Origin of the sequence: Vibrio sp. S9_S30 (assembly GCF_014694455.1) — a bacterium.
Lineage (GTDB): Bacteria > Pseudomonadota > Gammaproteobacteria > Enterobacterales > Vibrionaceae > Vibrio.
In genome coordinates this window covers 1-19910 of the sequence record NZ_JAAUWT010000025.1, presented here as the reverse complement: position 1 = coordinate 19910, position 19910 = coordinate 1, and the positions used below count along the sequence as shown (strand labels likewise).

Here is a 19910-nt window from a genome sequence, read left to right as displayed (position 1 = left end):
GTTACTCCAATAAAAAAACGGAGCCGTTTAGCTCCGCTTTTCATATTCACTTTTGATTTTGTTATTCAACCGCACCAGTGACGGCGACACCGTTTTGTAATGCGTCCATCGCCACATCTTCAGGCAAGAACTTACGGTTGCCAGCAATCACCGTGATTCGTTCATCACCAACACGGCAACGAAATGTCGATACGGCACGAACTTCAATCATAAACTGACCTTCATAATCACTGTTAGCTTCAACCGTGGTAGCAATATCGCAAGCGGCTTCGTCAGTCAGCGTGATCTCGACTTCATCATTGTTTAATGGTGCGTCTTGTGAAGCTTCGGATTGCTCTGGGTCTGTTTCAGGCTCTTGGTCTTCTTCATCGGGAAGTTGAGCTTCCAACTTGTCGATGATCGCTTCAAGCTCTGGAATGGTAGTTTTGTCGTTGTACTGAGTTTCAGTAATGCCTAGATCTTTACAGAGATTATCAATCTGCTCTTGGTAGGGCTGCTTAGTTTTCGCCATTGCTATTTCCTGCGAGTTAGTCAAAGAAAAGGGAAGCTATACGCTCCCCTATTAATGGTTACTTCACCTTAACCACTACAAAGTTGTTCACATCAACAAGGTAAGGTGCTGGTGCTGACTCTGTTTTGGTGTAGCGAACTGCAGGGTCATTGCCCTCAATCCAATCACGCACGTAACGATCAGCTTCATCTAAGCCTTCGTTCTGAGCGTGAAGGTCTTGAATTTGACCATATAGACGCAAACCACGTGATGCTGTGTGGCCCAAGATGATTGTGTTTTCTGGCATGTACTTTTGAGTGCTGCCATCGCGCTCGGTGTACTCTGAATCAAGAACCCAAACTTCCACATCACCCAAAGTACCTTTCAAGCTCACGGCTTTACCTAGGTCTTTAAGTGCGGTTTCAAATTCTGATTTTGAACCACGACGAGTTTCTAAAGCATCTTTGAATGACTTGAACTTACGCAGCAAGCTCCACGCTTTTTTGTCAGCGATAATGATATCAATCTGACCATCAGCAAGCTCACCGTATTCTTCAAGGTCTTCAATGATATCGTGAGTTTCAACCGGAAGCTGATCCCACGTTTCAGAGCCAACCAGAGTGATGTTGTTTTCAGCACGACGACCAGCACTGATTTCATATGGCTCTTCGATGTTAGGACCGTCGACCATATACTTACCAGTGAGGACCATCTGAGCAGCCATCCACTCTTCTTTCATTTGAACCGCTTGCTCTTCTTGCTCGAGGTTCTGCATAACAATCGCACTCTGGCGTTCTTTCGCTGATTTAGTGCCAGCAATAGATTCACCTGGAAGACGTTTGATTGTCTGCTTACCTGTCACGGCGTGCTTAGATTTCACATAAGACGGCATGAAGGTTTCTGTTGTGTAACCTTGGTTTTTATCAACAACTCCACCAATTAGCGGAGAACAGAATGGTGCAATCTTCGGTTTGTTTGGGATACGGTCTAAATCTACTTTTTCAGTATCGAACGTATGAACTTCGCGGAAGAACATGCGCATGAAAAAGTTATCACGCTTAATCCCTGCTTCTTGAATTGCCATCAGAAGCGCACGGGTAGTAAATAAATCCATGAGTAATCTCTTTGTTTAAGCCAAAAAAAACGACGAGATTACTCGTCGTCTACACTGATTGCGGTGCCTTGAAAGGCTGCGCGTTTCTCTGCATCACTCAAGCCATCCGGCCAGTTCAGCTCACTAATGCGATAGATACCTGAAACAATGACGGCTTTAAGCTCATCCTGTGCCGCATTTGCTGCTTCACAAGCACTAAGAACAACCGCTTTGCCTGCTGTACCATCCCACTTAACTAACTTTTCTTTGTTAGTGGCATCTTCCATAAGTGGCGTCATACGTGGGAAAACTTGAGCAGCTTTAATCGTGCGCTGAACAAAGTCGCCTTGCTTGATAACTGAGTTATCAGGGGTGTAAGTTTGCTTTTCCATTTTGGCTCCTTAACCGCGTTTTTTACCGACAGCAGCCAATAAGGAAGCACATTGTGCTTCATCGCTATCAGTTGATTGATCAGAAGAAGCACTGGTATCAAGTGATTCACCATGTTCTGCGCTCAATGCTGCTAGTGCTTCGGCGGCTGAATCGTTTGATTGTGCTTTCGGTGCGGCAGCAAGTAGCTCTTGAGCATCGGTAACACTCATGTTTGGCATGTTTGCCAACTTGCTTGCCATATCTTCACGACCTTTAGCTTCTTCACAGCTAAGGATCCCCATAACACGTGTGCGTTCATTGTTTGCGACCGTGGTCGCATCCATTGAAGTGTCAGTGTTTTGGTCGGCGGCTTCTGCTGCATTAGGAGCAGCAGAAGCTTCCGGTTTTTTAGTTTCTGTTGTCATGGTTGCTCCCATATCGACAATTGTTGAACCTTGAGCATTGAGGTGCTCTATCATTAAGCCAACGGCATCTGAGCCATTAACCAATTCATCGGCAAAGCCAATATCTACAGCTTCTTGGCCTGTATATGTTGCTGCTTCTGTATCCAGTACCTTTTGCACATCCATGCCGATATTTGTGGCAACTTTCTGTGCAAACAACTGGCGAGTATTATCCAATTCAGATTGCAAATTGGCTCGCACATCATCGGGCAGCTTCTCGTATGGATTACCATCGACCTTATGTGCACCCGAATGAATCAAAGTGATTTCAGCACCTCGATTTTTCATTAGTTCTTCCATATTCGCGTGCATCATCACCACACCGACAGAACCGGCTACTCCTGTTTGAGTAATCAAGCGACGAGAGCAAGCTGAGGAAAGAGCCTGACCAGCACTACAGTGCATGTCATAACCTAATGACCAGATCGGCTTTTCATTGCGGAACCTTGCGATAATATCTGTTGCATCAAAACAACCTGCGACCTGTCCACCTGGAGTATCGAAATCAATCATCACGCCACGAACTGCAGGGTCTTTCATGGCAAAGCTAATTCGAGCAATGATGCCGTCATAACCTGTCATGCCACTGTAAGGTCGGATTGAACCGTATTTATGCGCTAGCGTGCCACTCACTGGCACAATGGCTACACCATCGACCAGTTGGTAGTAACGACCTCGGTCTTCATCCACTTTTGCCTGTGTATTAGAACGGTAAGAAGCCGCTTCTTGCTCCATACGCTGAGCATCTAATACTTCGCCTGTGGAACCATCAATTAAACGACCAATCCCCATTTCACTGGCAAGCACAGAATAAAAAACCCGGGCATAGCCGGGTTCGAGTGCAACTGGTCGATTAAATGCCAAATTGGCAATGTGAGCTAAATTTCTAACCATTAACTTGTCCCTCTGGTTGCTCTGGAGCAAAGCCGTCAAGCTTCATATAACTTGGTGGCGGTAAGCCTTTTGCTTTCCGCTCATCTGACTCTCTAACTTGCTGAGCAAACAGCTCTTGATAATCTTTACCGAGCTTCGCAGCTTCTTCTTCATAAGTCGATAACCCTGACTCAATCAGTAGAACTGCCTCTTTCACTTCTTTCAGTCCGTCGATAGCCATACGGCCAGCACCAATCCAATCACAACGGGTCCATGCATGACGACGTTGTTGGAAAGAGTAACGAGCTTTTGACGGTAAAGTGATGTACTTGCGAATCACCATCTCTTCAAATAGCAATTCAAAGATTAAACTGGCAAATCGGTTAGCGATGATCTTGCGACGGCCCATGAAGTAACGCCAAGAGTCATTCATTGCAGCTCGAATAGTCGAGTAGCTCATCTGGCTATAATTGCGAGATAGCTGCGAGTAATCTAACCCTAAGCCTGCCGCTATATAGCGAATGATTGACTTCTCTAGATCAGCAAATCCATTGTCTGCACTACCTGCAGAATGAATATTGATTTTGTCACCTGGGAATAAGTGAGGAAGCTTAACGCCGCCTAACTTAACATTGTTCACTGCGTAGTAATCACCATAGCCAGTTAACAGCGTATCTAATGGGTTACCATTATTTCCGCCTTGCCCTGAACCAAGTAAAAACTGCATCGCGTCTTCTGAGCCTAACTCTGATTCAATGCTCGCAGCGTACATCGCATTCACGATAGCTTTTTGTAATGTGGTGTTTTGTAGAGTATCGAGCATTTTGATTTGCTCTAAGCTACTCAAAAACTTATTAACACCTCGCGTCTGACCTGATTCAATCGGTTCAAACACGTGAATAAAACCAATGCGACCATTACGCAGTCGCTTAGGAACTCGTCGCCACTCACGCCCAATACCAAAGCGGTTACCACCTTGTTCTACGTGATACGCAACCGCCTGCCCTAAGTGATTCAACTCCACGCCAGCTCTAAACTGGTTGGTGTCCATCATCCGAGAGGGGTTGGTTACTTTCTTTGGCGCGACCATGCGAATACAAGTCGAAAATGGTGAGTGCGGATCTTGAATCATTTCCGGCTTTGCCATCACATCACCGGAATAAGCATGCGTAGCAACGGACTCTCGCATCATCATTGTGAATGTGCGTTTCCGTTCTGCATCGATATAACAGTTAGGATCTTCGGCAATATCTCGGAAAACTGCTTCAACATCTTTTACAAAGCCCAAATCAGGTTTAATGCCAAGCAAATGCCAATTGGGCTTATAACTCAGACGATATTCTGAGCCAATGATGTGATCTTGGTGGAGCTGAATGCCGTTAGCGGCAATACCATTATTGCGAATAACATCATCTGCTCTTGCCTGCGCTTGGGTCAGCACTGGTAACAGTGCATCGTCCACGCTTTGCAATTGCGGATTCCAATCTCGCAGCTGACCACCAAAGCCTGCGCCTGCGCCACGAAATACCGCATTTTGACGTTGAGGAATGGTGTTACGTAATGGTGTTACGCCATCGGCTGCAAGAATTTGGTTAGTCATTAGCAAATCACTCCTGCAGGTGGTCGACGACGCACATTAGTCATACCAAGCTGCGCTTTTAATTCATCAATGTAATTCTTGAGTTGATGGATATTGGCGCGATTAAAATCAACACGTCGACCATCTTTCATAATGGACACTGCCATGGTGCCAGTTTGGAGCTTGTGATAAGCATCCTCAGCCTGTCTCAATTTATCTTGTAAAGACACTTAGCCTCCTTTTAACCGCTCTGCTGCGGCGCGAATACTGCTTGTTTTTGGTGATGAACTCTGAGGAAGTGGATCCGGCTCTGTTAAGACGAAACCAAACCTTTGCACAAGAATATTCAAAGCGGCATGAGCATAGTTCCACCCATCCAATGCTTCATCAAATGGGTGATACTGCTTAACCCAACGCCAAGCTCTCTGGCCATTCTTTTTAATTTCCAGTTTCTTTGATGCGCTACAGAGCTGTTTAAAGAACTCGTCGCCACAAATTGCATCATCAACCGGAAAGTGAATACATCCTGGTACCGCTTCACCTTGGGGTGATGGATGCAAACCAAGACGACCATACAGACGAGCTTTTATTCCATCCGTACCTAATCGTGTTAAGTAGACTTTCTTACTGTTTTTCTTGCGAGGGAAGTTTGCAATGGCTTTGCCATATTGGTTTTCACCTTGGATAGGAATAACCCAAAGCGAGCCATGACGACGGCTCATTTCATAAACATCGTCCGTCTTATGTCCCATCGCATCCCAACACCACAAACGGACATCCATAATTTCGCCATTTGCTTTTTTGTATTGGTTGTAAAGCTTTTCGCCTGCTGTCTTTTTAAGTTCATCGCTCGATAAATCACCGAGCAAAACGATATGATCAATAAGCCAGCACTCTTCACCTTTACCCCACGCCCACACGAATATTTCAACACGGTCGTCTTGGGTATCTATACCACCAGTAAGAACGCTTGCTCGATCCGGCACAGGGTTATCTTGTCTGTTTCCTTTCCACCATATTTCGCGGCGTGTTTGGAGCGTTTCCCAATCTAATTTGTCGCGGTTATCGCCTTCCCATAGTTCGCCAAGCACAAGGTTAACAAATGGCTGAAGTTTGGCAGGGTCATTGCCACAACTGAGAAACTCTTCAACTAACCCTATCCAACCGAATGACAAATTGGTGCTATAACCTGCCCAACAATGAATACCAGCTCTTTGTGGTGTGGGTTCAGGCATGTTCGATTCTGAGAAAAAGTTCTCACCATCTCTTGTCCAAGTTCCGTCTTCAGCTATCCACCGACCTGCCTTTTCCATTGCAGCAAGTTGGTTGTAATGAATTTTTTCTTCACACTTGATACAGCAATAATGTGCTGTTCTAGATTTAGCAGTAATACTGCTTTTGCTGCTATCCCACTTAAATCCGTACTTACTGTCCTTATCACCCCAAACCAAAACCTGTTCGTGAGAACAATAAGGACAAGGCAAATAGAAGCGGAACGTCAAATCCATTTCCGACATCAAAATTTCAATGTGTGATTCGCCAGAAATTGTTGGAGTAGTTCCCCATCGTTCCATCGGGAATGCCGCACCATCGAGACGCTTTCTTGCTGGTTTTATAGGAGAGCCTTCTTTGGCAAATTGCCAAATCCAACCATCCACTTCATCACCAAACAAAGCACCTTTAGTTAGACGGCGCATATTCTTAGGGGTGTGAGCTCCTTTTATATCGAGAATCCAACCAGCACCAACTTTCTTCTTTGTGGTATTTTTTTCATTATTAGCGAACAAGTACGGAAAGATCTTTCGCATAATGGGCATTTCTTCCCAAGCAGCGTCAATCTCATCTACAGTAAAATCTTTCGCATCATCTTCCGTTGGCTGATAAATAACGATACTTGTACCGTACTGAGCTTGTAAGCAACTAACAGCGCCTACCAGCATTTTTGAATAACCAATACGCGCAGACTTTTGAAATGTAACCGCACGAATATTGCGATTACACATCATGTTTAACGGAACAATTTGCAATGGCATTGTTGTCCATTGCCCTGCAGTTTGAGATGAACCAGCAGGTAAGCGAAAATGTTTATCACACCACTCACTTCCTGAGATTGGCAGTACTTTCTTCATCACTGACAATCCACGCTGGACCATCTTCCGGATCGCCATCTGTGTAATCAGAGAGATCGATGGAGATGTTTGCACATTCATTCGCTGCCTCCGTTAACTCTTGTGTTAGTAATTCAACTGCTTCAGGTGGCATGTCACGCCAAACTAATTTCATCTTGGAAATGAGTCCGTCATGAACAGATGCTAAGTTGCCTCCTACTTGCTGCAATACATCAACGATTATCTGCAACGGACCATAAGACTTTTCAAATAGCACTCGCTTAGCTCGTTTCATCGCAACTGTTTCGCGCTTGTCTTCAAGCTTTAAATCACGTTCAATCTTCTCAAAGCGTTCCTCATCGGTCAGTTCAGGTTCTCCGCCCCCGACTTCCGGTGATGCCTGAGTAGGTTTTGCTTTGGATTTGTAGGCGATAAACGCATGAATACACTTGATAGGATCATACCCACGTTTGGGCTTAGGCTCTGGAAGAATCCCTTGTCCTTTAAGGGTTCGAACCTGTCTAGACGAAATATCTAGAATTACAGCTATGTCTTCTTGTGTATAAACTTTGTCGGGGTTAAATAAGTCATTCATTCAACCTCTCATAGCGGAAGTAGGAAGTCCTAAATTAAAAAAAAAATTCAACGAGCGACTTCCTGCGGTTTAGCCACCCGTAACCTGCTAATTAGCGCCAAAGGACCCATTGAGACCGTGGTCGCATTAGGTAGGATCAGGTGCTTGGGATAGTACTCGCAATACCATTGTCACCGCTGCCGCCAGTGCATTCAGCACAGCATAAACAGTAACGCTAACATGAACTTCCAACAGAGGAAGGAGTGAGATAATAGTGTTCATAACAATCAATGCAAGAGACCACTTAATGGTCCACCACTGACCAGACTGCTTCCAATTATCTATCAGTTTCATTAGTTACTTCCTTTGCTGCCTGAGTTGCTTTAATAACCGCCTCTTCTAAAAGTTGCTTGGCTTCTTCCATTAACTGAGGATTAGCCGTTGGCTGATTAGTAATCAGCACTTCCAACGCTTGCGCTTGTGTGTTGAGAACTGAATTGAAATAAGCGTTAGTCTGGCTCATGTTGACCTCATTAATTTGAATTATTGCTAAGTACTATCTGAGAAAATACTTAGCAATAAAACGTCGATTGGCTATGCTCAATCCAGTGCGCCACCAGCACAGCTATCGACTTATCAGGAGTATGGCTCGGGTTTGTAACAGTCCAGTGGATTGACCAGGCTGTCACTGTCATGAGGTTGGTTTCCGTGACGAACATGTCTGCCCGTTCAGTTATCGTCACCTGCCCACTAGGGAGTTGTTACTTGCATAAGTTGCCCTTAATAGAATTGCTATAAGCGATGTAGGAATTTATTGCTTAACACTCTCGTGAAAATGCTAAGCAATAAAAAGCCCGACAGAATAGGTCGGGCAAAAAGAAAGCAATGATTTCTATCCTTACAAGAGAAGCCAGTTAGCTATTTATCAGCCTGCTTATTCTGGTACCACTGTTTAATCTTGTCGAACTTCTTCGCACAAACAAACATCGCTGTCTGCCATGTCAAATCTCGCTCAGCTGACTCCACTTCTGAGTGAGTGCGCGGTGGCTCTGTGTAAGGAATTCTGCAAGGGCTGAGATAAGCTGGTGGAGGGATAACAAATCGCTCTTTAACCTGGACCACTATCTCCTTTTCCGGTTTCGTAATGCTTGAGCATCCGGTCATAGATAGAAGGGCTATACTGCTCACTGCAACCATCAGCATTGTTTTTCGCTTCATCATCGAATAGTTTCCCTAAATCCAAGATGGATGTTTTAAGTTTTGCGTCCATGGTCGCATTCAACTGTTGCCGCCACTCTTCGGCAACCATGCCTTCATCGAGTTGCTGGACCAACGAATCAACCGTGGTGGTTAGTGATTGATTAAAAGCTACTGCTATGCTGAGCTCAGCTTCCTTTTTCCCCTTAGCAACGTTGGCTTCATCGAGGTCAGCTCTAAGACTGGATATCTTGTGAGACTGAATGAGAATGAAGCAAAAGAGAAAAGCAATAGCGATCAAATGGAGATTGCTGAATATCTTTTTTAGGAAAGGCAAAGTTCCATCTCCTCTCCGCGTCGCTTAATCAAGCCGTTCAATTTCTTACCGCCTCCATAAACCCAGAATTTAAGTTCTTGGCAGGCTTCGGTGTAGTAACCGGCTTTAAGCTTTTTATAGATTCGTGTCTCGCTACCGTCCGAGTTATGCCGATATCGTGTGCAGCCCACGTTAAAGATAAATGATGTGAAGGCATCAATCTGGCCCTGACTCAATGCAGCAACATTCGTGGTGGCAGCAAGACAATCCTGTGCAGACTCAATGTTTCGAGTCCAGTCTTTAGCGACTTGTTCTATGGTGATGGGCTTATCTGTAACACCGTGAGTGTTACCTATCCCGTTAGTAATAAGACCAGCAGGACAAATGTATGGAGTTAATCGGCACTCTTCAGCGTTACCAATCAACTCCAAGCCTGCAGGTGAAACGATGACATTGTTAGGAACCACACCCGTAACAATGAGCGCAATAGCTGCACCAACTGAACAAACTATCTTCTTAACGTGTTTCATCAGCCGTCTTCCTCAGTGATAAAGGCCGTCGCTGAGCTTCCGTTCTGGGCATTCTTTTCCAAAACAGCTAAAGCTTTACGCTTGTAGATAATGTTCACCACGTTAGTAATAACGAAAGTCAGCAAGGTACATGCGATACCAATGATCATTGACCATTGGCTCAAACCAAGAGCGCCCATCGTGGCAGTTAAGCTACCGATAGCCGCAGTAATCTTGTCACCTTTAGCAACAATAAAAGCTGCAACGACTCCAGCCAGAGCCGACAGCCAAAACTTTTTCTTCTCTAGCATGGAGTCTTACGCGAAATGCGCCCTATAAGTTATTAAATGATTCTACTGTCTGAGAGTAAGTGCCTTCTTCCATCTCAATACCAATGAACTTACGATTCAAACTCAAACAGGCTTTACCCGTTGAACCTGAACCCATAAACGCATCAAGAACAACATCACCCTCACGGCTACTTGCCGTAATAATGTGCTCCAGCATATCGGCTGGCTTTTCGCATGGGTGTTTACCCGGGTAATACTGAACAGGTGCAAATGTCCAAACGTCGGTGTATGGGACTTCGCTGGTAACTGAGAAAGGACGACGAAGGTTTTCATACTCCGCTTTCAGATCGTCATATTCTCTGCAGAGTGTTTGATACTCCTTATTGAGTGAATCAAACTCCTTTGTCAGATCTTCATGTGAACGACCTAATTCAACCGCTCGGCTGTTGAATAACGCCTGCAGCTTTTCGTATTGCTCTTTATTGGGCAGTTGCCATTGGCTGGCGCTGAACCAATGCGAACACATTTGAGTGCCTGTGGCGGCATTAATATCTTTTGCAGAAATGCCAAGTGATTGACGAGCTGCTCTGAAGTATTCAATCAGTGGTTCGAATACTTCTTTTTTAAGCTCTGCGCACTTCGTAGCGTAACCAGCGACGCCTTTAGCGTGACCGTCAGCTCCGTAATGTTCTGCAAATAGAATTCGTTCTGTTGCTGGAAAGAAAGAACGTAAGTCAGTCTTTCTCATTCTTCGCCAAGGACCGCTTGGTTTAGCCTAAATGATATGGTTTAGAACGTTGAAACGTTGACGCATAAGCAGTTCAGTATCAGCTGACAACTTATGACCACAGAAAAGGTAAATTGAACCAGACGGTTTAAGCACTCGCCAAAACTCTAACAGCACCTCATCTAACCAAGCTAAGAACGACTCAACATCTGGCCACTGGTTATCCCATGCATTCTTCTTTACTTGAAAGTAGGGTGGGTCCGTTAAAACGAGATCAACGCTGCTATCTGGTAGCGTTTTAAGGTATTCAAGACAATCAGCGTTAACCAGTTGTACTTGTTCATCTAGAAAAGATTGTTGCAAATGCGCCTCCTAAATCGGCACTCTTGGCACTCTTATCTCTTCACAATATTTTTGCATCGGCTGCATTTCACTTCAACCGAGCCTGAATGTCTGCACAGCAGCTTGTTGCAATGCGGACAGCGTAATTCTTTAAGTAATGTCATAAGTTCCCACTTTCGTGTAAACTCCACCGCGCTCTGCAGAGCTGGATGGGCTTTGGTCTGGCTTATGACTTGCGTAATAGGTTAGATGGCTGTTAAGAGTTGCACCTTTTAACAGTCGCCCATTTCATTGCCGTAAGAGGTTCGCAGCTTCCTCTCCGTCGCCAAACGGGTCTCAGGTACTCAAGGCTGCGCCAAATACGAAAAAACCCCGCCGAAGCGAGGTTTCTGTTCAATACTAAGAGGTCTCAAGTCTTATTATTGCTGTTGATGGGTTATAAAAACCGCATCTTGGTAAAACTATATACTCACAACCCTACCTTTGCAACTACATATTGATAAAAATCTAACAAATTACGCTACATGTTGTGTTGTTAGGCAAATATGTAGTTCGCCTTGCTGAGTTGTAATTAGCCTTTTATCTCCGGTATAAGTCATACACCCTGATACCAATAGCTGCTCAACAACAAATTCCAAATGGGCTCGCCCTGCCTCCTCTGTCTCTTTGTCCCAAAGCAACATAGAGTCGATAGTAGTAGGACCACAGTTAGCACTTTCAAGGATACTTAGCACTAAATTCGCTTGTTCTGGTTTTACGTTCATTTTTAACTCTCCTGGCGTTTAAGTCACTTCCGACACTAATTACTTGCCAAGAGGAAAGCCAGTCTTATTCACACCAATAGTCATGTGTGTGACCAAGAGCTGGCTATTAAACGAAAGACCTTATATATGGTTCTTAATTATCTAAAATATCTATAATCTCGATTGAAAGCTCGGTAACTATAAGAATCTTTTATATGACCAAAAACAAAAGGCCAAAGAAAAGTGTAACCAACAACGTACATTCCCGCTTCCTTAGTGCTCCTGTTCCTAATACCTCTACCATAGTCACTTTGCACTAAACCAAAGCATCCAACTACCGATACCAAGTTTCCTATGCAGAGGTAGAATACCAACCATCCGAAAACCTCATTCAATGTTGGTATTGTGATAAGTATTTGTGTTGTATCCATCACTCTCTTCCTTTCTCACTCATACTTTCTTGAAGATAACCATCAAATACCTCTTTGGTTGCTTCTTGCAAGAGGATATCCCTCTTATGCCAATGTCTAAAAATTAAAGGCAGGTGCTCCTGTCGTACTATCTTCTTGCCTAACTTCACCGCCCAATGAAACTCTGCTGTAGCACCTTCGCTCATACTCCAACGAGGAAGCAGAACAACCACATCACAAACCTCAAGCATGGCATGGGCAAACTTCATGTATTCCGGTTCACTCATGCCTTTTGGAAGTAGGGAGGTGTACAGGGCAGCATTACCCGACTCGGTAATCTGATCAGCAACACTTTTGAACGCTTCAACGTTGTGATTAGGCTGACCACTTACTGGGCCAGCTATGTAGAACTTCACCATGCGACTATCAATGCCTATTATTCAGCATTTCAGACTCGTCAACATTTAAATCAAATTCTGGGACAATTAACTGTGGTTTAAACACTATTCGATGATGGTAAATGCTGACATCCGTTCCTGTTAAGTGCTCCGCAAAGTAAGTGACATTATCTGATAAACCTAAGAAATGTTTCTTGTAATCATTTGGGCCTGTTTTACAAGTAACCTCTAGTTGACGACTTTGATCTTCAATAGAACAACGACCTTCTATTGTTAGCATATAATCACCTGTAATCCCGTTATAGAAGACTACGCGTCTGTCTATTTCAAACATATCTGCCGCTTTAGACAAATTACTTGATGCTACCTGTGCGTCTCTACTACAAGCTGACAAGGCTGCTACCGCTAATGCCAATAAAGCTAATTTCTTCATTCGTTTAATCCTTAATTATCGGCTCGTAATAGCCGTTGTATTCATTTTCACTTAACCACTGGCGACGACGTTTCTGCACTTTCGCCACCTTGGCCCATTTATATGGCAACTCGCGTTCTTCCCACTTGGTTGGTTTACCGTTCTGTCGTAGATGGACTTTGCATGTAATTCCAAACCAAGTGACAAGGTAAAACTCACCCTTATCAATGGCATTTGCACAAGCACCCAAGTTCTTAGCAAGCCAAGGAACAAGATCTTCCCTGACTCCACTACCAATAAGAAAAGGGTGCTCAACTCCATACAGACGGAAATAAACCTTTCCACTTTTAGAACGCCAGAAGGAGCTGATTTTTCCTTTAAAACCTTCCATCTGGCTGTTCCTTTAAGCGGCAATCGTATTTGAAAGCGGCTGACCAAAGTTAGCCTGAACTAAAGCCTTAGCTAGAAGAGGTGGAACCGAGTTCCCCACCTTGGATACTTGCTCTTTCTTCGATAACTTTTTGCCTGAACTGTTATGGCCAATGATGTAATCATCACGAAAGCTCTGAGCCTTAAATAGCTCATGTGGCTGCAACATCCTTAGACCAATATCAACAATCATGTACGGATGACCTTTAACAACCACAAGGGCAAACCGATCCCTCGTCGTTATCGTGTTCAGGGGAGTATCCAAAGCTTGCATATTGTCGGTACCGTAGTAGGCAATCAGAAAAGCAGTAACGACACCGAAGTGGTTGCCACCAGAAGTAATGGTATGAAGCGGCTCATTCATAGAATGACCAACATTACCGTTACGAAGCTTAACTATATGAGCCGTTACCAAAGCAAAGCTTCCACCCTTTGGATAAGCGGTAATAGTTCTCAAAGGTTCATCAATTGGCATATTGCGTTGGCTGGAAGCGTTAGCACATTCAGTAATGAATGGAATAATGGTTTCTCCAGGTGCAATGAATGGGTCTTCACAATCAATAACGAATCGTTGTATACCCTTAGCAATTCTGGCAAGAGTCTTTTCTGCTAACGGTTTTTTGCGTCCAAAAATAGACATAACCGGAAGACTCCAATCAATACTGTCTGCAGCTGTAACATAAGGTATTAGATCTTCGCCATGCGTTGGTTCAGGCCAGATATTTTTCCCACCATCTTTACGCGCTATCATGAAGAATCGCTCTCGCGTTGTTCCTGCACCATAGTCACAAGCTGCCAAAACTTTGTGTTCAAGCTTGTAGCCAAGACCATTACGAAGTTTTATTTTTGCTTCTCTGTCATTTTCAATATTGAGAGCACTACAAACTTCTGACCAAGCAGGATGGTAAGGAGACAAACCAGTGGTGAGCACTTTGATAAAAGCTTCAAACGTTTCACCTTTCTTTTCTGGGTCAGGCTTCCACTTGCCATCAATCTTTTTCAATGGCCCCCAAGTGGTAAACTCTTCAACGTTCTCTAAATGAAAGCCTCTCATATCAGAGAGAAGCGCCCATCTAACAACTACCCATGCCAAGCCACGAATTTTTTGATCCACCGGCTTATCACCTTTGGCTTTTGAAAAGTGAGTGCAATCAGGGGAAAACCAACCAAAACCAACAGGTCGACCTTGGCAAACTTTCTTAATATCAACATCCCAAACCGATTCACAAAAGACCTTAGTGTCTGGGTGATTTAGGCGATACATATCAATCGCAGCAGGATCATGGTTAATAGCAATGTCAGCACTACGCCCCAAAGCCATCCGAACTCCTTCACCAGCACCACCACCGCCAGCAAAGTTATCGACCACTAATTCATGAGGGAGAATCTGATACATCACGCCACCCTCGCTTCTTCAACTACATTAAAAAGAACCTGAGTGACAACTTCACGCTCTTGTAGTGGTCGTTGATAGCAACGGCGCAACTCCGCTTTTAAATCTTCCATTGTGTCGAAGCCATCAAGCCTTGCGTCATTCAGTTCTAGATCCGACAACAAGCAATGGTTAACAAACCAAATATCGATCAGAATCTTTGCTTGGTTTTCATCGTTAACCAAGAAAGCAGGACCAGGTGAAATATCTTTGTTACCAAGACGAATAGTGCTCAACTTCTTATCAATACTCGCCTTATAAAAATTTTCAGCGTTCAGCGTAATTTCGGGAATTTGTTTATTCATTTTCATATCCATCTGAGGCGCCATCGTAATAAATAGTGCCAACGCTCTGTGGAGGTGGTTCCGTTCTCCACTCTGGCACCCATTTATCTAACCAACCCATAGCCTGCGGCTGAGACATTCGGTTGTGCTTCATTACATAAGCTACGAGTTGGTTCGAGTCAGGCTGCATGTTTGACCTTATGAACAGGCGTAAGCAGTGCGAGCACCGCGAGCAAAGGTATCGCGGAATGGAATATCATCATCGAAATCCATAGGCGGCTCATTGTATTGCGGTTGCGCTTGTTGTGGCTGAGATTGAGCTGGGCTTCGCTGTGGTGATGGCTGTTGTGCTGCTGGTTGCTGTGGCTGACCCCAACCACCTTGATGTGGATTGTTAGGATTACCACCAATTAACTGCATTCGACCATTTGGATACTGAACCACCACCTCTGTGGTGTAGCGATCTTGTCCGCTTTGGTCTTGCCATTTGCGAGTTTGAAGTTGACCTTCAATGTAAACCTGAGAGCCTTTACGTAAATATTCGCCTGCGATTTCTGCAACCTTGCCAAACAGAACAATGCGGTGCCATTCGGTTTTTTCGCGTGGTTCTCCAGTCGCTTTATCTCGCCACTTGTCGCTGGTGGCTACCGTAATGTTCGCTATTGCTGTTTGATTATTGGTGTATCTAACCTCGGGATCTTGACCAAGGTTTCCCATGATGATGACTTTGTTAACGCCACGACTCGCCATTATTCAGCTCCTTCTAACAATGCTTTAGCGTCTTCACTGATGTTCTCTTCTGTCACCGACATCAATTGCGCTTCTTTAAGCTGAGCAACGGATTCTTCGCTTTCACGATTGGTCACGGTTCTTCCACCAAACGATTCATTCAAGGAATAGATAATTCGATTTAAACGATCAGCAGTAATAAGCCAGTTAGCATTGAAGTCTTCATCAGACATGCTGAATAATCGGTCGGCTGTGGGATCTGAATTAGGGATGGGTTCGACAAAGCTGAGAATATAAAAATGCTTATCGCGCTTAGATACGATTGTGATAGCCCATGTCTCATCTTCGTTTGCACAAAAAACAAGACCCATCTGAGTAATGCTCTTTCCTTTAAGAACTTCACGTTCTTCCTTGCCGATTTTGATCCCTTTAAAAGAGACTTGCTTAGTAGCTTTGTCGCCAACAGCCTTTATTTGATCGTAATAATCGACTCGAAGAAAATCACTTAACTTACGCTCGCCTTGCAAAGCTCTTGATAAAGCATCCGATGGTTGATGTTCCGTATTTACAGATAGAGCAACAAAAGAACCCAAACTGCGACGTAGAAGTTTTAATAACTGTTCACAGCGTTTCTCGCTCTTGTCATTAACAAATAGATAGCCTGAGTCGGTATCAATAAATGCTGTTACATAGTTAACGCTTGGTATTTCAAGGCGTAGCATTTCTTCTTTAACTTGACCGTAATACTCATTTTCCAATTTGGTCTGATCAAGGTCAGGCTTTTCTTCCATGATTTTACTTACTCGTTGACTAACAACTTCCTTAACTTTTGATGGGGAAACATTCTTCTCTTGAATTTTCAAGCGAAAGCCATACAAGCATCCAAGCTTAATAATTAAATCATCTCGGCTAAGGTCCATTGGACTAACAAAGCCCAATGATTCTATTCCTGTATCTGAAAGAGGCTTAGCTCGAAACTCTTCAAATCGCTTTTCAAGCGTATCTAGGCTGTAAGCAAATGCTGGTAAATAATAAGGAGTACATTGTTTAAATTGCATAAGAGACTCTTAATGTTGAATTGGTTTAATTTGGACACCGTTATCGGTTGGGACCACGGACACAATTGGCTTATCTACATGGATCCAACGTTCTTTTTCACAGTGATAGCCTTGTTTTTCTAAGTGAGACTCGGCTTGGAAAAAGCTTTCAAACGTAAATGGGGTATCGGTTGTGTTCGTGGTTTACATACTTCCCCTCAAAGATGCTTATATTCGTAGGCATCATCTGATGTAAGTTCATCTTCGTCGTTGTTAACCAACACAAGAAGATCGCGACAACACTGGGAGACATGCACTTCTTCGAAGTGAACATGAATTACACTTAACTCTTCACAATCGACTGCAGAGCTAGTGTCTCTATATTCAGTTATTGCTTTTGTTTCCCCATAACACTCACCACATAAAATTACTGGGTGAGTTTTTATTGCCTCTGGTTTTAATTTATGTTCACCAATTTTCTTTAGTTCCATTTATGCTCTCTCCTGGCGTAAGTACTGCGTTAAGTGCTCTGGTACTGGGTAATGTGCGGCATAGTCTTTAGCCCAATTGCTATACACATGCTTGTCACCGTGTCGGCTTAACAAAGCCCAACTCGCAATGGCGGCTGGTTTGTTTTCAAAAGGACCTACCTGATATTTGCAGTTGGGACAACGTAAAATGAATTGCTTAGTGGTCTTGTTGTATCCCCACTCAGGCAGCCACGTATTCTCTGGCTGCAGCCCGAAGTACAGATTGCACAGGCACGTCGGCATGCCTTCTGGTAGCTTTTCGGCTGCGCCCTCGTTCATGCACATGGTTTAAGCCCTCCGTATCAAATCGGTTTAAAATATCGATCAGGCGGTTCCAACGCTTAGCCCATGATTTCTCCCATGCTTTTTGCTTCTTCTCTGCCAGCTTCGCAATCTCTACATGAGTAAGTTGCATTCTTCTGGCGTTCAGCGCATCACGCTTTTGCATGCAAGCGAGTAGGGCAAGGTGCTTGATCAAGTCCTTAGATTTATCGCTAAGGCTTATTGATTCCTCTTCATAAAAGAAAGCAAGCAAGACACTTAACAAAACTTTTGTGGGGCATTGCGCTCCTTCGCTGTAACAAAAGCGAAGCCAATCCCCGATATGCTCCGGTGCACTATTCATATCGTGCACCAACTTCGTATGCCTAAACGCTTGAGGTGGAAGTGGCATAGGGGAGCGCTTAAATTGTTTACATGCCAATGTGGTAACCACTTGCTGTTTAACTTTTGCCAATTCTTCGCCGTTCTCACCCACCTCAGTGCGGTAATTCGTGCGTTGAAACCTTGCATCGCTACTTCCATTGTTTTCAAAACCATCCAACTGACCTTTGGTTCTGGGAATAACTAAAAGCGCGGAGCGAAGCTCTTCTCGTAGGCCTTCCTCGTTATACTTCACACGCATAGCCATCCCCTTAATCAAACAAAGTGCTGTTTCGGTACGCTTTGACTGAGGCAGGTTCAATTCCTGTGGCGCGGTAAATAGCACCAAGCTCTGCCATCAAAATGCCAATGCACTCGGCTATTTCATTTGCGTAATGAAGAACTTCAACAGAATCATCATCAGGCGTGAAAACACCATCCATTGCTGGGTTTGATTTAATAAGGATGTCGCCCCATTCTTTTGCCATTTGAGGTAAGTGTGATCGGGCTTCATTGCTTTGAGCTCGTGGACCCATTGCGGTTAATGCAACAAAAAAAGAGCCCAGCATGCCGCAAAGCTCATTCTTCAATGGCTGCTGGTACTCGCTAGGGAGGCTGGAAATGAAAGGAAATACCCAGTTCACTGACAATTGGTTTTCACCGTCGATGTAGCGAACAAGACGACGAGATTGGCTTTTGTACCACTTCTCTACGTCTGTCTCAGGTTCAAAAAGTTCTCCAGCTTTGATTAGCTCAGGTAAGACGCGAGTTCTTGTGTACTTCTCGACGGCAATACCTGTGCCTTCCAAATAGCAATTGATATGGCGAATCACTATCGCTGACAATCTGTTGTCGTTTATTCGACGTTTCATTACTACCACCTACTGACTATTCTTTAGTTATATCGAAATCAGGGAAGCGTTCTGGGTAAATCAAATGCTCAAGGGTTAAGCCGTTGTGTTTGTATCGCTCAAGCACCAGATAACACACTTCTCCCGACGTATTTTTAGATACCCCTCCTTCCAATCGACTTAGTGTTGAGCCGCTAGAACTGACTTCTTGGGCCAAGAAGCCTAAAGAGACACCTTCATGAGCCCTGCATTTATGTAAAGGAGTTTTCATATGCACAGATTATTTCATATATGGGAAAAAGACAAGTTTGTTTTGTTTTGCCTTTTGACGGGCGTCCCAAATATGAAAGGTTTAAAATCTTTCATATATGAATAGGCCTTCTACCCAACTGAGTAATTGATATGGAATTGCACAAAATATTAAGAACCGAGAGAAAAAAGCGATTCAGCATGGAAGAGGTTGCTTCTACTTTTAAGGAATGGGGTATTGATTGTTCTTCGTCTACATTATCTAGAGTGGAAAATGGAGCTATTCCTAGCTGGCCTATTGTCGATGGATACTGCAAATTATTTGGATGGTCTTTAGCAGATTTAGAAAAGAGGTTAGGTCGTTCAAGCGCTGTAGAGCCTGTTGATATAACTGCGCCAACAAGAAAAAGACATATTTCGCCAACGCTTGGACGAGAAATCCCTATTGTAAGTTGGGTGAATGCTGGTGGCTGGGCAGAAAGCCCATGTATTGATAGCTATAACCAAGAAACCAAGTTTGTAACTGGAAAAATGCCTAGAAATACCTTTTGCTTAACTGTTTCAGGCAACTCAATGGAAAACTGTGAAACAAAAGAGAGTTTCCCAAATGGCAGTTTGATTCTAGTCAATCCAGACAAAGAACCCGAGATAGGCGACTATGTCGTGGCTGTAGATGAAGCCACTCAAGAAGCAACCTTCAAGCAATTGCTTGAAGATTGTGGTAAAAAGAAACTGGTTCCACTTAATCCTCAATACCAGGTGATGGACGTAACAGAAACCACGGTGATAAAAGGTGTAGTATTTAGAAACGTTATAGATAAGCGAGTCTA

General features: G+C 44.0%; 27 protein-coding genes and 1 pseudogene. 1 reads left to right on the top strand and 27 read right to left on the bottom strand.

Annotation, left to right across the window (positions count from 1 at the left end):
• Positions 1-61: 61 nt before the first annotated feature.
• From HC752_RS21350 to HC752_RS21225, 27 genes and pseudogenes are all read right to left on the bottom strand, one after another.
• Positions 62-511, bottom strand: coding sequence for a hypothetical protein (locus HC752_RS21350; protein WP_190337230.1), 450 nt, complete (start codon positions 509-511; stop codon positions 62-64).
• Between the two features lie 58 nt (positions 512-569).
• Positions 570-1604, bottom strand: a complete 1035-nt coding sequence (locus tag HC752_RS21345) for a major capsid protein (RefSeq protein ID WP_190337229.1) — start codon at positions 1602-1604, stop codon at positions 570-572.
• 38 nt (positions 1605-1642) lie between these two features.
• Positions 1643-1975, bottom strand: coding sequence for a head decoration protein (locus HC752_RS21340; RefSeq protein WP_190337228.1), 333 nt, complete (start codon positions 1973-1975; stop codon positions 1643-1645).
• A 9-nt stretch (positions 1976-1984) separates the two neighbouring features.
• Positions 1985-3313 (bottom strand): S49 family peptidase, encoded by a 1329-nt coding sequence (locus tag HC752_RS21335; protein WP_190337227.1) that lies wholly within the window; start codon positions 3311-3313, stop codon positions 1985-1987.
• On the bottom strand, positions 3306-4892 hold the full coding sequence (locus HC752_RS21330) for a phage portal protein (RefSeq protein WP_190337226.1): 1587 nt from the start codon (positions 4890-4892) through the stop codon (positions 3306-3308). The genes HC752_RS21335 and HC752_RS21330 overlap by 8 nt, the downstream gene beginning before the upstream one ends.
• Positions 4892-5101 carry a gpW family head-tail joining protein gene (gene gpW, locus HC752_RS21325; RefSeq protein ID WP_122621618.1) on the bottom strand — a complete coding sequence of 70 codons (210 nt, stop codon included), beginning with the start codon at positions 5099-5101 and terminating at the stop codon, positions 4892-4894. The genes HC752_RS21330 and gpW overlap by 1 nt, the downstream gene beginning before the upstream one ends.
• The gene (locus HC752_RS21320) at positions 5102-7000 is read right to left on the bottom strand and encodes a terminase gpA endonuclease subunit (RefSeq protein ID WP_238930590.1); all 1899 of its coding nucleotides are present in this window, start codon (positions 6998-7000) and stop codon (positions 5102-5104) included.
• Positions 6969-7574: a hypothetical protein gene (locus HC752_RS21315; protein WP_190337224.1), complete on the bottom strand. Its 606-nt coding sequence runs from the start codon at positions 7572-7574 to the stop codon at positions 6969-6971. Before HC752_RS21315 ends, HC752_RS21320 begins: the two co-directional genes overlap by 32 nt.
• 126 nt (positions 7575-7700) lie before the next feature.
• On the bottom strand, positions 7701-7907 hold the full coding sequence (locus HC752_RS21310; RefSeq protein WP_190337223.1) for a DUF7940 domain-containing protein: 207 nt from the start codon (positions 7905-7907) through the stop codon (positions 7701-7703).
• A complete protein-coding gene (locus tag HC752_RS21305; protein ID WP_190337222.1) occupies positions 7891-8076 on the bottom strand; it encodes a hypothetical protein in 186 nt (61 codons plus the stop codon). The genes HC752_RS21310 and HC752_RS21305 overlap by 17 nt, the downstream gene beginning before the upstream one ends.
• Before the next feature lie 395 nt (positions 8077-8471).
• Positions 8472-8717 (bottom strand): Rz1-like lysis system protein LysC, encoded by a 246-nt coding sequence (lysC, locus tag HC752_RS25500; RefSeq protein WP_446751453.1) that lies wholly within the window; start codon positions 8715-8717, stop codon positions 8472-8474.
• Positions 8662-9051 carry a hypothetical protein gene (locus HC752_RS21300; protein ID WP_190337221.1) on the bottom strand — a complete coding sequence of 130 codons (390 nt, stop codon included), beginning with the start codon at positions 9049-9051 and terminating at the stop codon, positions 8662-8664. The genes lysC and HC752_RS21300 overlap by 56 nt, the downstream gene beginning before the upstream one ends.
• A 23-nt stretch (positions 9052-9074) precedes the next feature.
• Positions 9075-9596, bottom strand: coding sequence for a lysozyme (locus HC752_RS21295; RefSeq protein ID WP_190337220.1), 522 nt, complete (start codon positions 9594-9596; stop codon positions 9075-9077).
• Entirely contained in the window at positions 9596-9886 is a 291-nt protein-coding gene (locus tag HC752_RS21290) for an HP1 family phage holin (RefSeq protein ID WP_190337219.1), read from the bottom strand. The genes HC752_RS21295 and HC752_RS21290 overlap by 1 nt, the downstream gene beginning before the upstream one ends.
• A 22-nt stretch (positions 9887-9908) precedes the next feature.
• Positions 9909-10955, bottom strand: a pseudogene (locus tag HC752_RS21285) (DNA-methyltransferase).
• Between the two features lie 494 nt (positions 10956-11449).
• Complete coding sequence (locus tag HC752_RS21280; protein ID WP_190337218.1) at positions 11450-11698, bottom strand: hypothetical protein; 249 nt, start codon at positions 11696-11698, stop codon at positions 11450-11452.
• Between the two features lie 409 nt (positions 11699-12107).
• Entirely contained in the window at positions 12108-12506 is a 399-nt protein-coding gene (locus HC752_RS21275) for a DUF4406 domain-containing protein (protein WP_190337217.1), read from the bottom strand.
• Between the two features lie 7 nt (positions 12507-12513).
• Positions 12514-12918, bottom strand: a complete 405-nt coding sequence (locus HC752_RS21270) for a beta-sandwich lipoprotein (RefSeq protein WP_190337216.1) — start codon at positions 12916-12918, stop codon at positions 12514-12516.
• Positions 12919-12922: 4 nt separating this feature from the next.
• Complete coding sequence (locus HC752_RS21265; RefSeq protein WP_190337215.1) at positions 12923-13288, bottom strand: hypothetical protein; 366 nt, start codon at positions 13286-13288, stop codon at positions 12923-12925.
• 12 nt (positions 13289-13300) lie between these two features.
• Complete coding sequence (locus HC752_RS21260; protein WP_190337214.1) at positions 13301-14722, bottom strand: DNA cytosine methyltransferase; 1422 nt, start codon at positions 14720-14722, stop codon at positions 13301-13303.
• Positions 14722-15063, bottom strand: coding sequence for an ASCH domain-containing protein (locus tag HC752_RS21255; RefSeq protein ID WP_190337213.1), 342 nt, complete (start codon positions 15061-15063; stop codon positions 14722-14724). Before HC752_RS21255 ends, HC752_RS21260 begins: the two co-directional genes overlap by 1 nt.
• Positions 15064-15240: 177 nt before the next feature.
• The gene (locus HC752_RS21250; RefSeq protein WP_190337212.1) at positions 15241-15792 is read right to left on the bottom strand and encodes a single-stranded DNA-binding protein; all 552 of its coding nucleotides are present in this window, start codon (positions 15790-15792) and stop codon (positions 15241-15243) included.
• On the bottom strand, positions 15792-16829 hold the full coding sequence (gene rdgC, locus HC752_RS21245; RefSeq protein ID WP_190337211.1) for a recombination-associated protein RdgC: 1038 nt from the start codon (positions 16827-16829) through the stop codon (positions 15792-15794). The genes HC752_RS21250 and rdgC overlap by 1 nt, the downstream gene beginning before the upstream one ends.
• A gap of 197 nt (positions 16830-17026) precedes the next feature.
• Complete coding sequence (locus HC752_RS21240) at positions 17027-17299, bottom strand: hypothetical protein (RefSeq protein ID WP_190337210.1); 273 nt, start codon at positions 17297-17299, stop codon at positions 17027-17029.
• A gap of 220 nt (positions 17300-17519) precedes the next feature.
• On the bottom strand, positions 17520-18242 hold the full coding sequence (locus HC752_RS21235; protein ID WP_190337209.1) for a bacteriophage antitermination protein Q: 723 nt from the start codon (positions 18240-18242) through the stop codon (positions 17520-17522).
• Positions 18243-18252: 10 nt separating this feature from the next.
• Entirely contained in the window at positions 18253-18852 is a 600-nt protein-coding gene (locus HC752_RS21230) for a hypothetical protein (RefSeq protein ID WP_190337208.1), read from the bottom strand.
• Between the two features lie 16 nt (positions 18853-18868).
• Complete coding sequence (locus tag HC752_RS21225; protein WP_190337207.1) at positions 18869-19102, bottom strand: hypothetical protein; 234 nt, start codon at positions 19100-19102, stop codon at positions 18869-18871.
• A gap of 131 nt (positions 19103-19233) precedes the next feature.
• Between HC752_RS21225 and HC752_RS21220 the strand changes: the two genes are divergently transcribed.
• A partial coding sequence (locus HC752_RS21220; protein WP_190337206.1) for a helix-turn-helix domain-containing protein occupies positions 19234-19910 on the top strand: 677 nt, incomplete at its 3' end.

What these genes read in the sequence shown, in the direction of transcription:
- HC752_RS21350 (WP_190337230.1), bottom strand. Translation starts at nt 511, where the DNA reads ATGGCGAAAACTAAGCAGCCCTACCAAGAGCAGATTGATAATCTCTGT.
- HC752_RS21345 (WP_190337229.1), bottom strand. Translation starts at nt 1,604, where the DNA reads ATGGATTTATTTACTACCCGTGCGCTTCTGATGGCAATTCAAGAAGCA.
- HC752_RS21340 (WP_190337228.1), bottom strand. Translation starts at nt 1,975, where the DNA reads ATGGAAAAGCAAACTTACACCCCTGATAACTCAGTTATCAAGCAAGGC.
- HC752_RS21335 (WP_190337227.1), bottom strand. Translation starts at nt 3,313, where the DNA reads ATGGTTAGAAATTTAGCTCACATTGCCAATTTGGCATTTAATCGACCA.
- HC752_RS21330 (WP_190337226.1), bottom strand. Translation starts at nt 4,892, where the DNA reads ATGACTAACCAAATTCTTGCAGCCGATGGCGTAACACCATTACGTAAC.
- HC752_RS21320 (WP_238930590.1), bottom strand. Translation starts at nt 7,000, where the DNA reads ATGAAGAAAGTACTGCCAATCTCAGGAAGTGAGTGGTGTGATAAACAT.
- HC752_RS21315 (WP_190337224.1), bottom strand. Translation starts at nt 7,574, where the DNA reads ATGAATGACTTATTTAACCCCGACAAAGTTTATACACAAGAAGACATA.
- HC752_RS21310 (WP_190337223.1), bottom strand. Translation starts at nt 7,907, where the DNA reads ATGAAACTGATAGATAATTGGAAGCAGTCTGGTCAGTGGTGGACCATT.
- HC752_RS21305 (WP_190337222.1), bottom strand. Translation starts at nt 8,076, where the DNA reads ATGAGCCAGACTAACGCTTATTTCAATTCAGTTCTCAACACACAAGCG.
- lysC (WP_446751453.1), bottom strand. Translation starts at nt 8,717, where the DNA reads ATGACCGGATGCTCAAGCATTACGAAACCGGAAAAGGAGATAGTGGTC.
- HC752_RS21295 (WP_190337220.1), bottom strand. Translation starts at nt 9,596, where the DNA reads ATGAAACACGTTAAGAAGATAGTTTGTTCAGTTGGTGCAGCTATTGCG.
- HC752_RS21290 (WP_190337219.1), bottom strand. Translation starts at nt 9,886, where the DNA reads ATGCTAGAGAAGAAAAAGTTTTGGCTGTCGGCTCTGGCTGGAGTCGTT.
- HC752_RS21280 (WP_190337218.1), bottom strand. Translation starts at nt 11,698, where the DNA reads ATGAACGTAAAACCAGAACAAGCGAATTTAGTGCTAAGTATCCTTGAA.
- HC752_RS21275 (WP_190337217.1), bottom strand. Translation starts at nt 12,506, where the DNA reads ATGGTGAAGTTCTACATAGCTGGCCCAGTAAGTGGTCAGCCTAATCAC.
- HC752_RS21270 (WP_190337216.1), bottom strand. Translation starts at nt 12,918, where the DNA reads ATGAAGAAATTAGCTTTATTGGCATTAGCGGTAGCAGCCTTGTCAGCT.
- HC752_RS21265 (WP_190337215.1), bottom strand. Translation starts at nt 13,288, where the DNA reads ATGGAAGGTTTTAAAGGAAAAATCAGCTCCTTCTGGCGTTCTAAAAGT.
- HC752_RS21260 (WP_190337214.1), bottom strand. Translation starts at nt 14,722, where the DNA reads ATGTATCAGATTCTCCCTCATGAATTAGTGGTCGATAACTTTGCTGGC.
- HC752_RS21255 (WP_190337213.1), bottom strand. Translation starts at nt 15,063, where the DNA reads ATGAATAAACAAATTCCCGAAATTACGCTGAACGCTGAAAATTTTTAT.
- HC752_RS21250 (WP_190337212.1), bottom strand. Translation starts at nt 15,792, where the DNA reads ATGGCGAGTCGTGGCGTTAACAAAGTCATCATCATGGGAAACCTTGGT.
- rdgC (WP_190337211.1), bottom strand. Translation starts at nt 16,829, where the DNA reads ATGCAATTTAAACAATGTACTCCTTATTATTTACCAGCATTTGCTTAC.
- HC752_RS21240 (WP_190337210.1), bottom strand. Translation starts at nt 17,299, where the DNA reads ATGGAACTAAAGAAAATTGGTGAACATAAATTAAAACCAGAGGCAATA.
- HC752_RS21235 (WP_190337209.1), bottom strand. Translation starts at nt 18,242, where the DNA reads ATGCGTGTGAAGTATAACGAGGAAGGCCTACGAGAAGAGCTTCGCTCC.
- HC752_RS21230 (WP_190337208.1), bottom strand. Translation starts at nt 18,852, where the DNA reads ATGAAACGTCGAATAAACGACAACAGATTGTCAGCGATAGTGATTCGC.
- HC752_RS21225 (WP_190337207.1), bottom strand. Translation starts at nt 19,102, where the DNA reads ATGAAAACTCCTTTACATAAATGCAGGGCTCATGAAGGTGTCTCTTTA.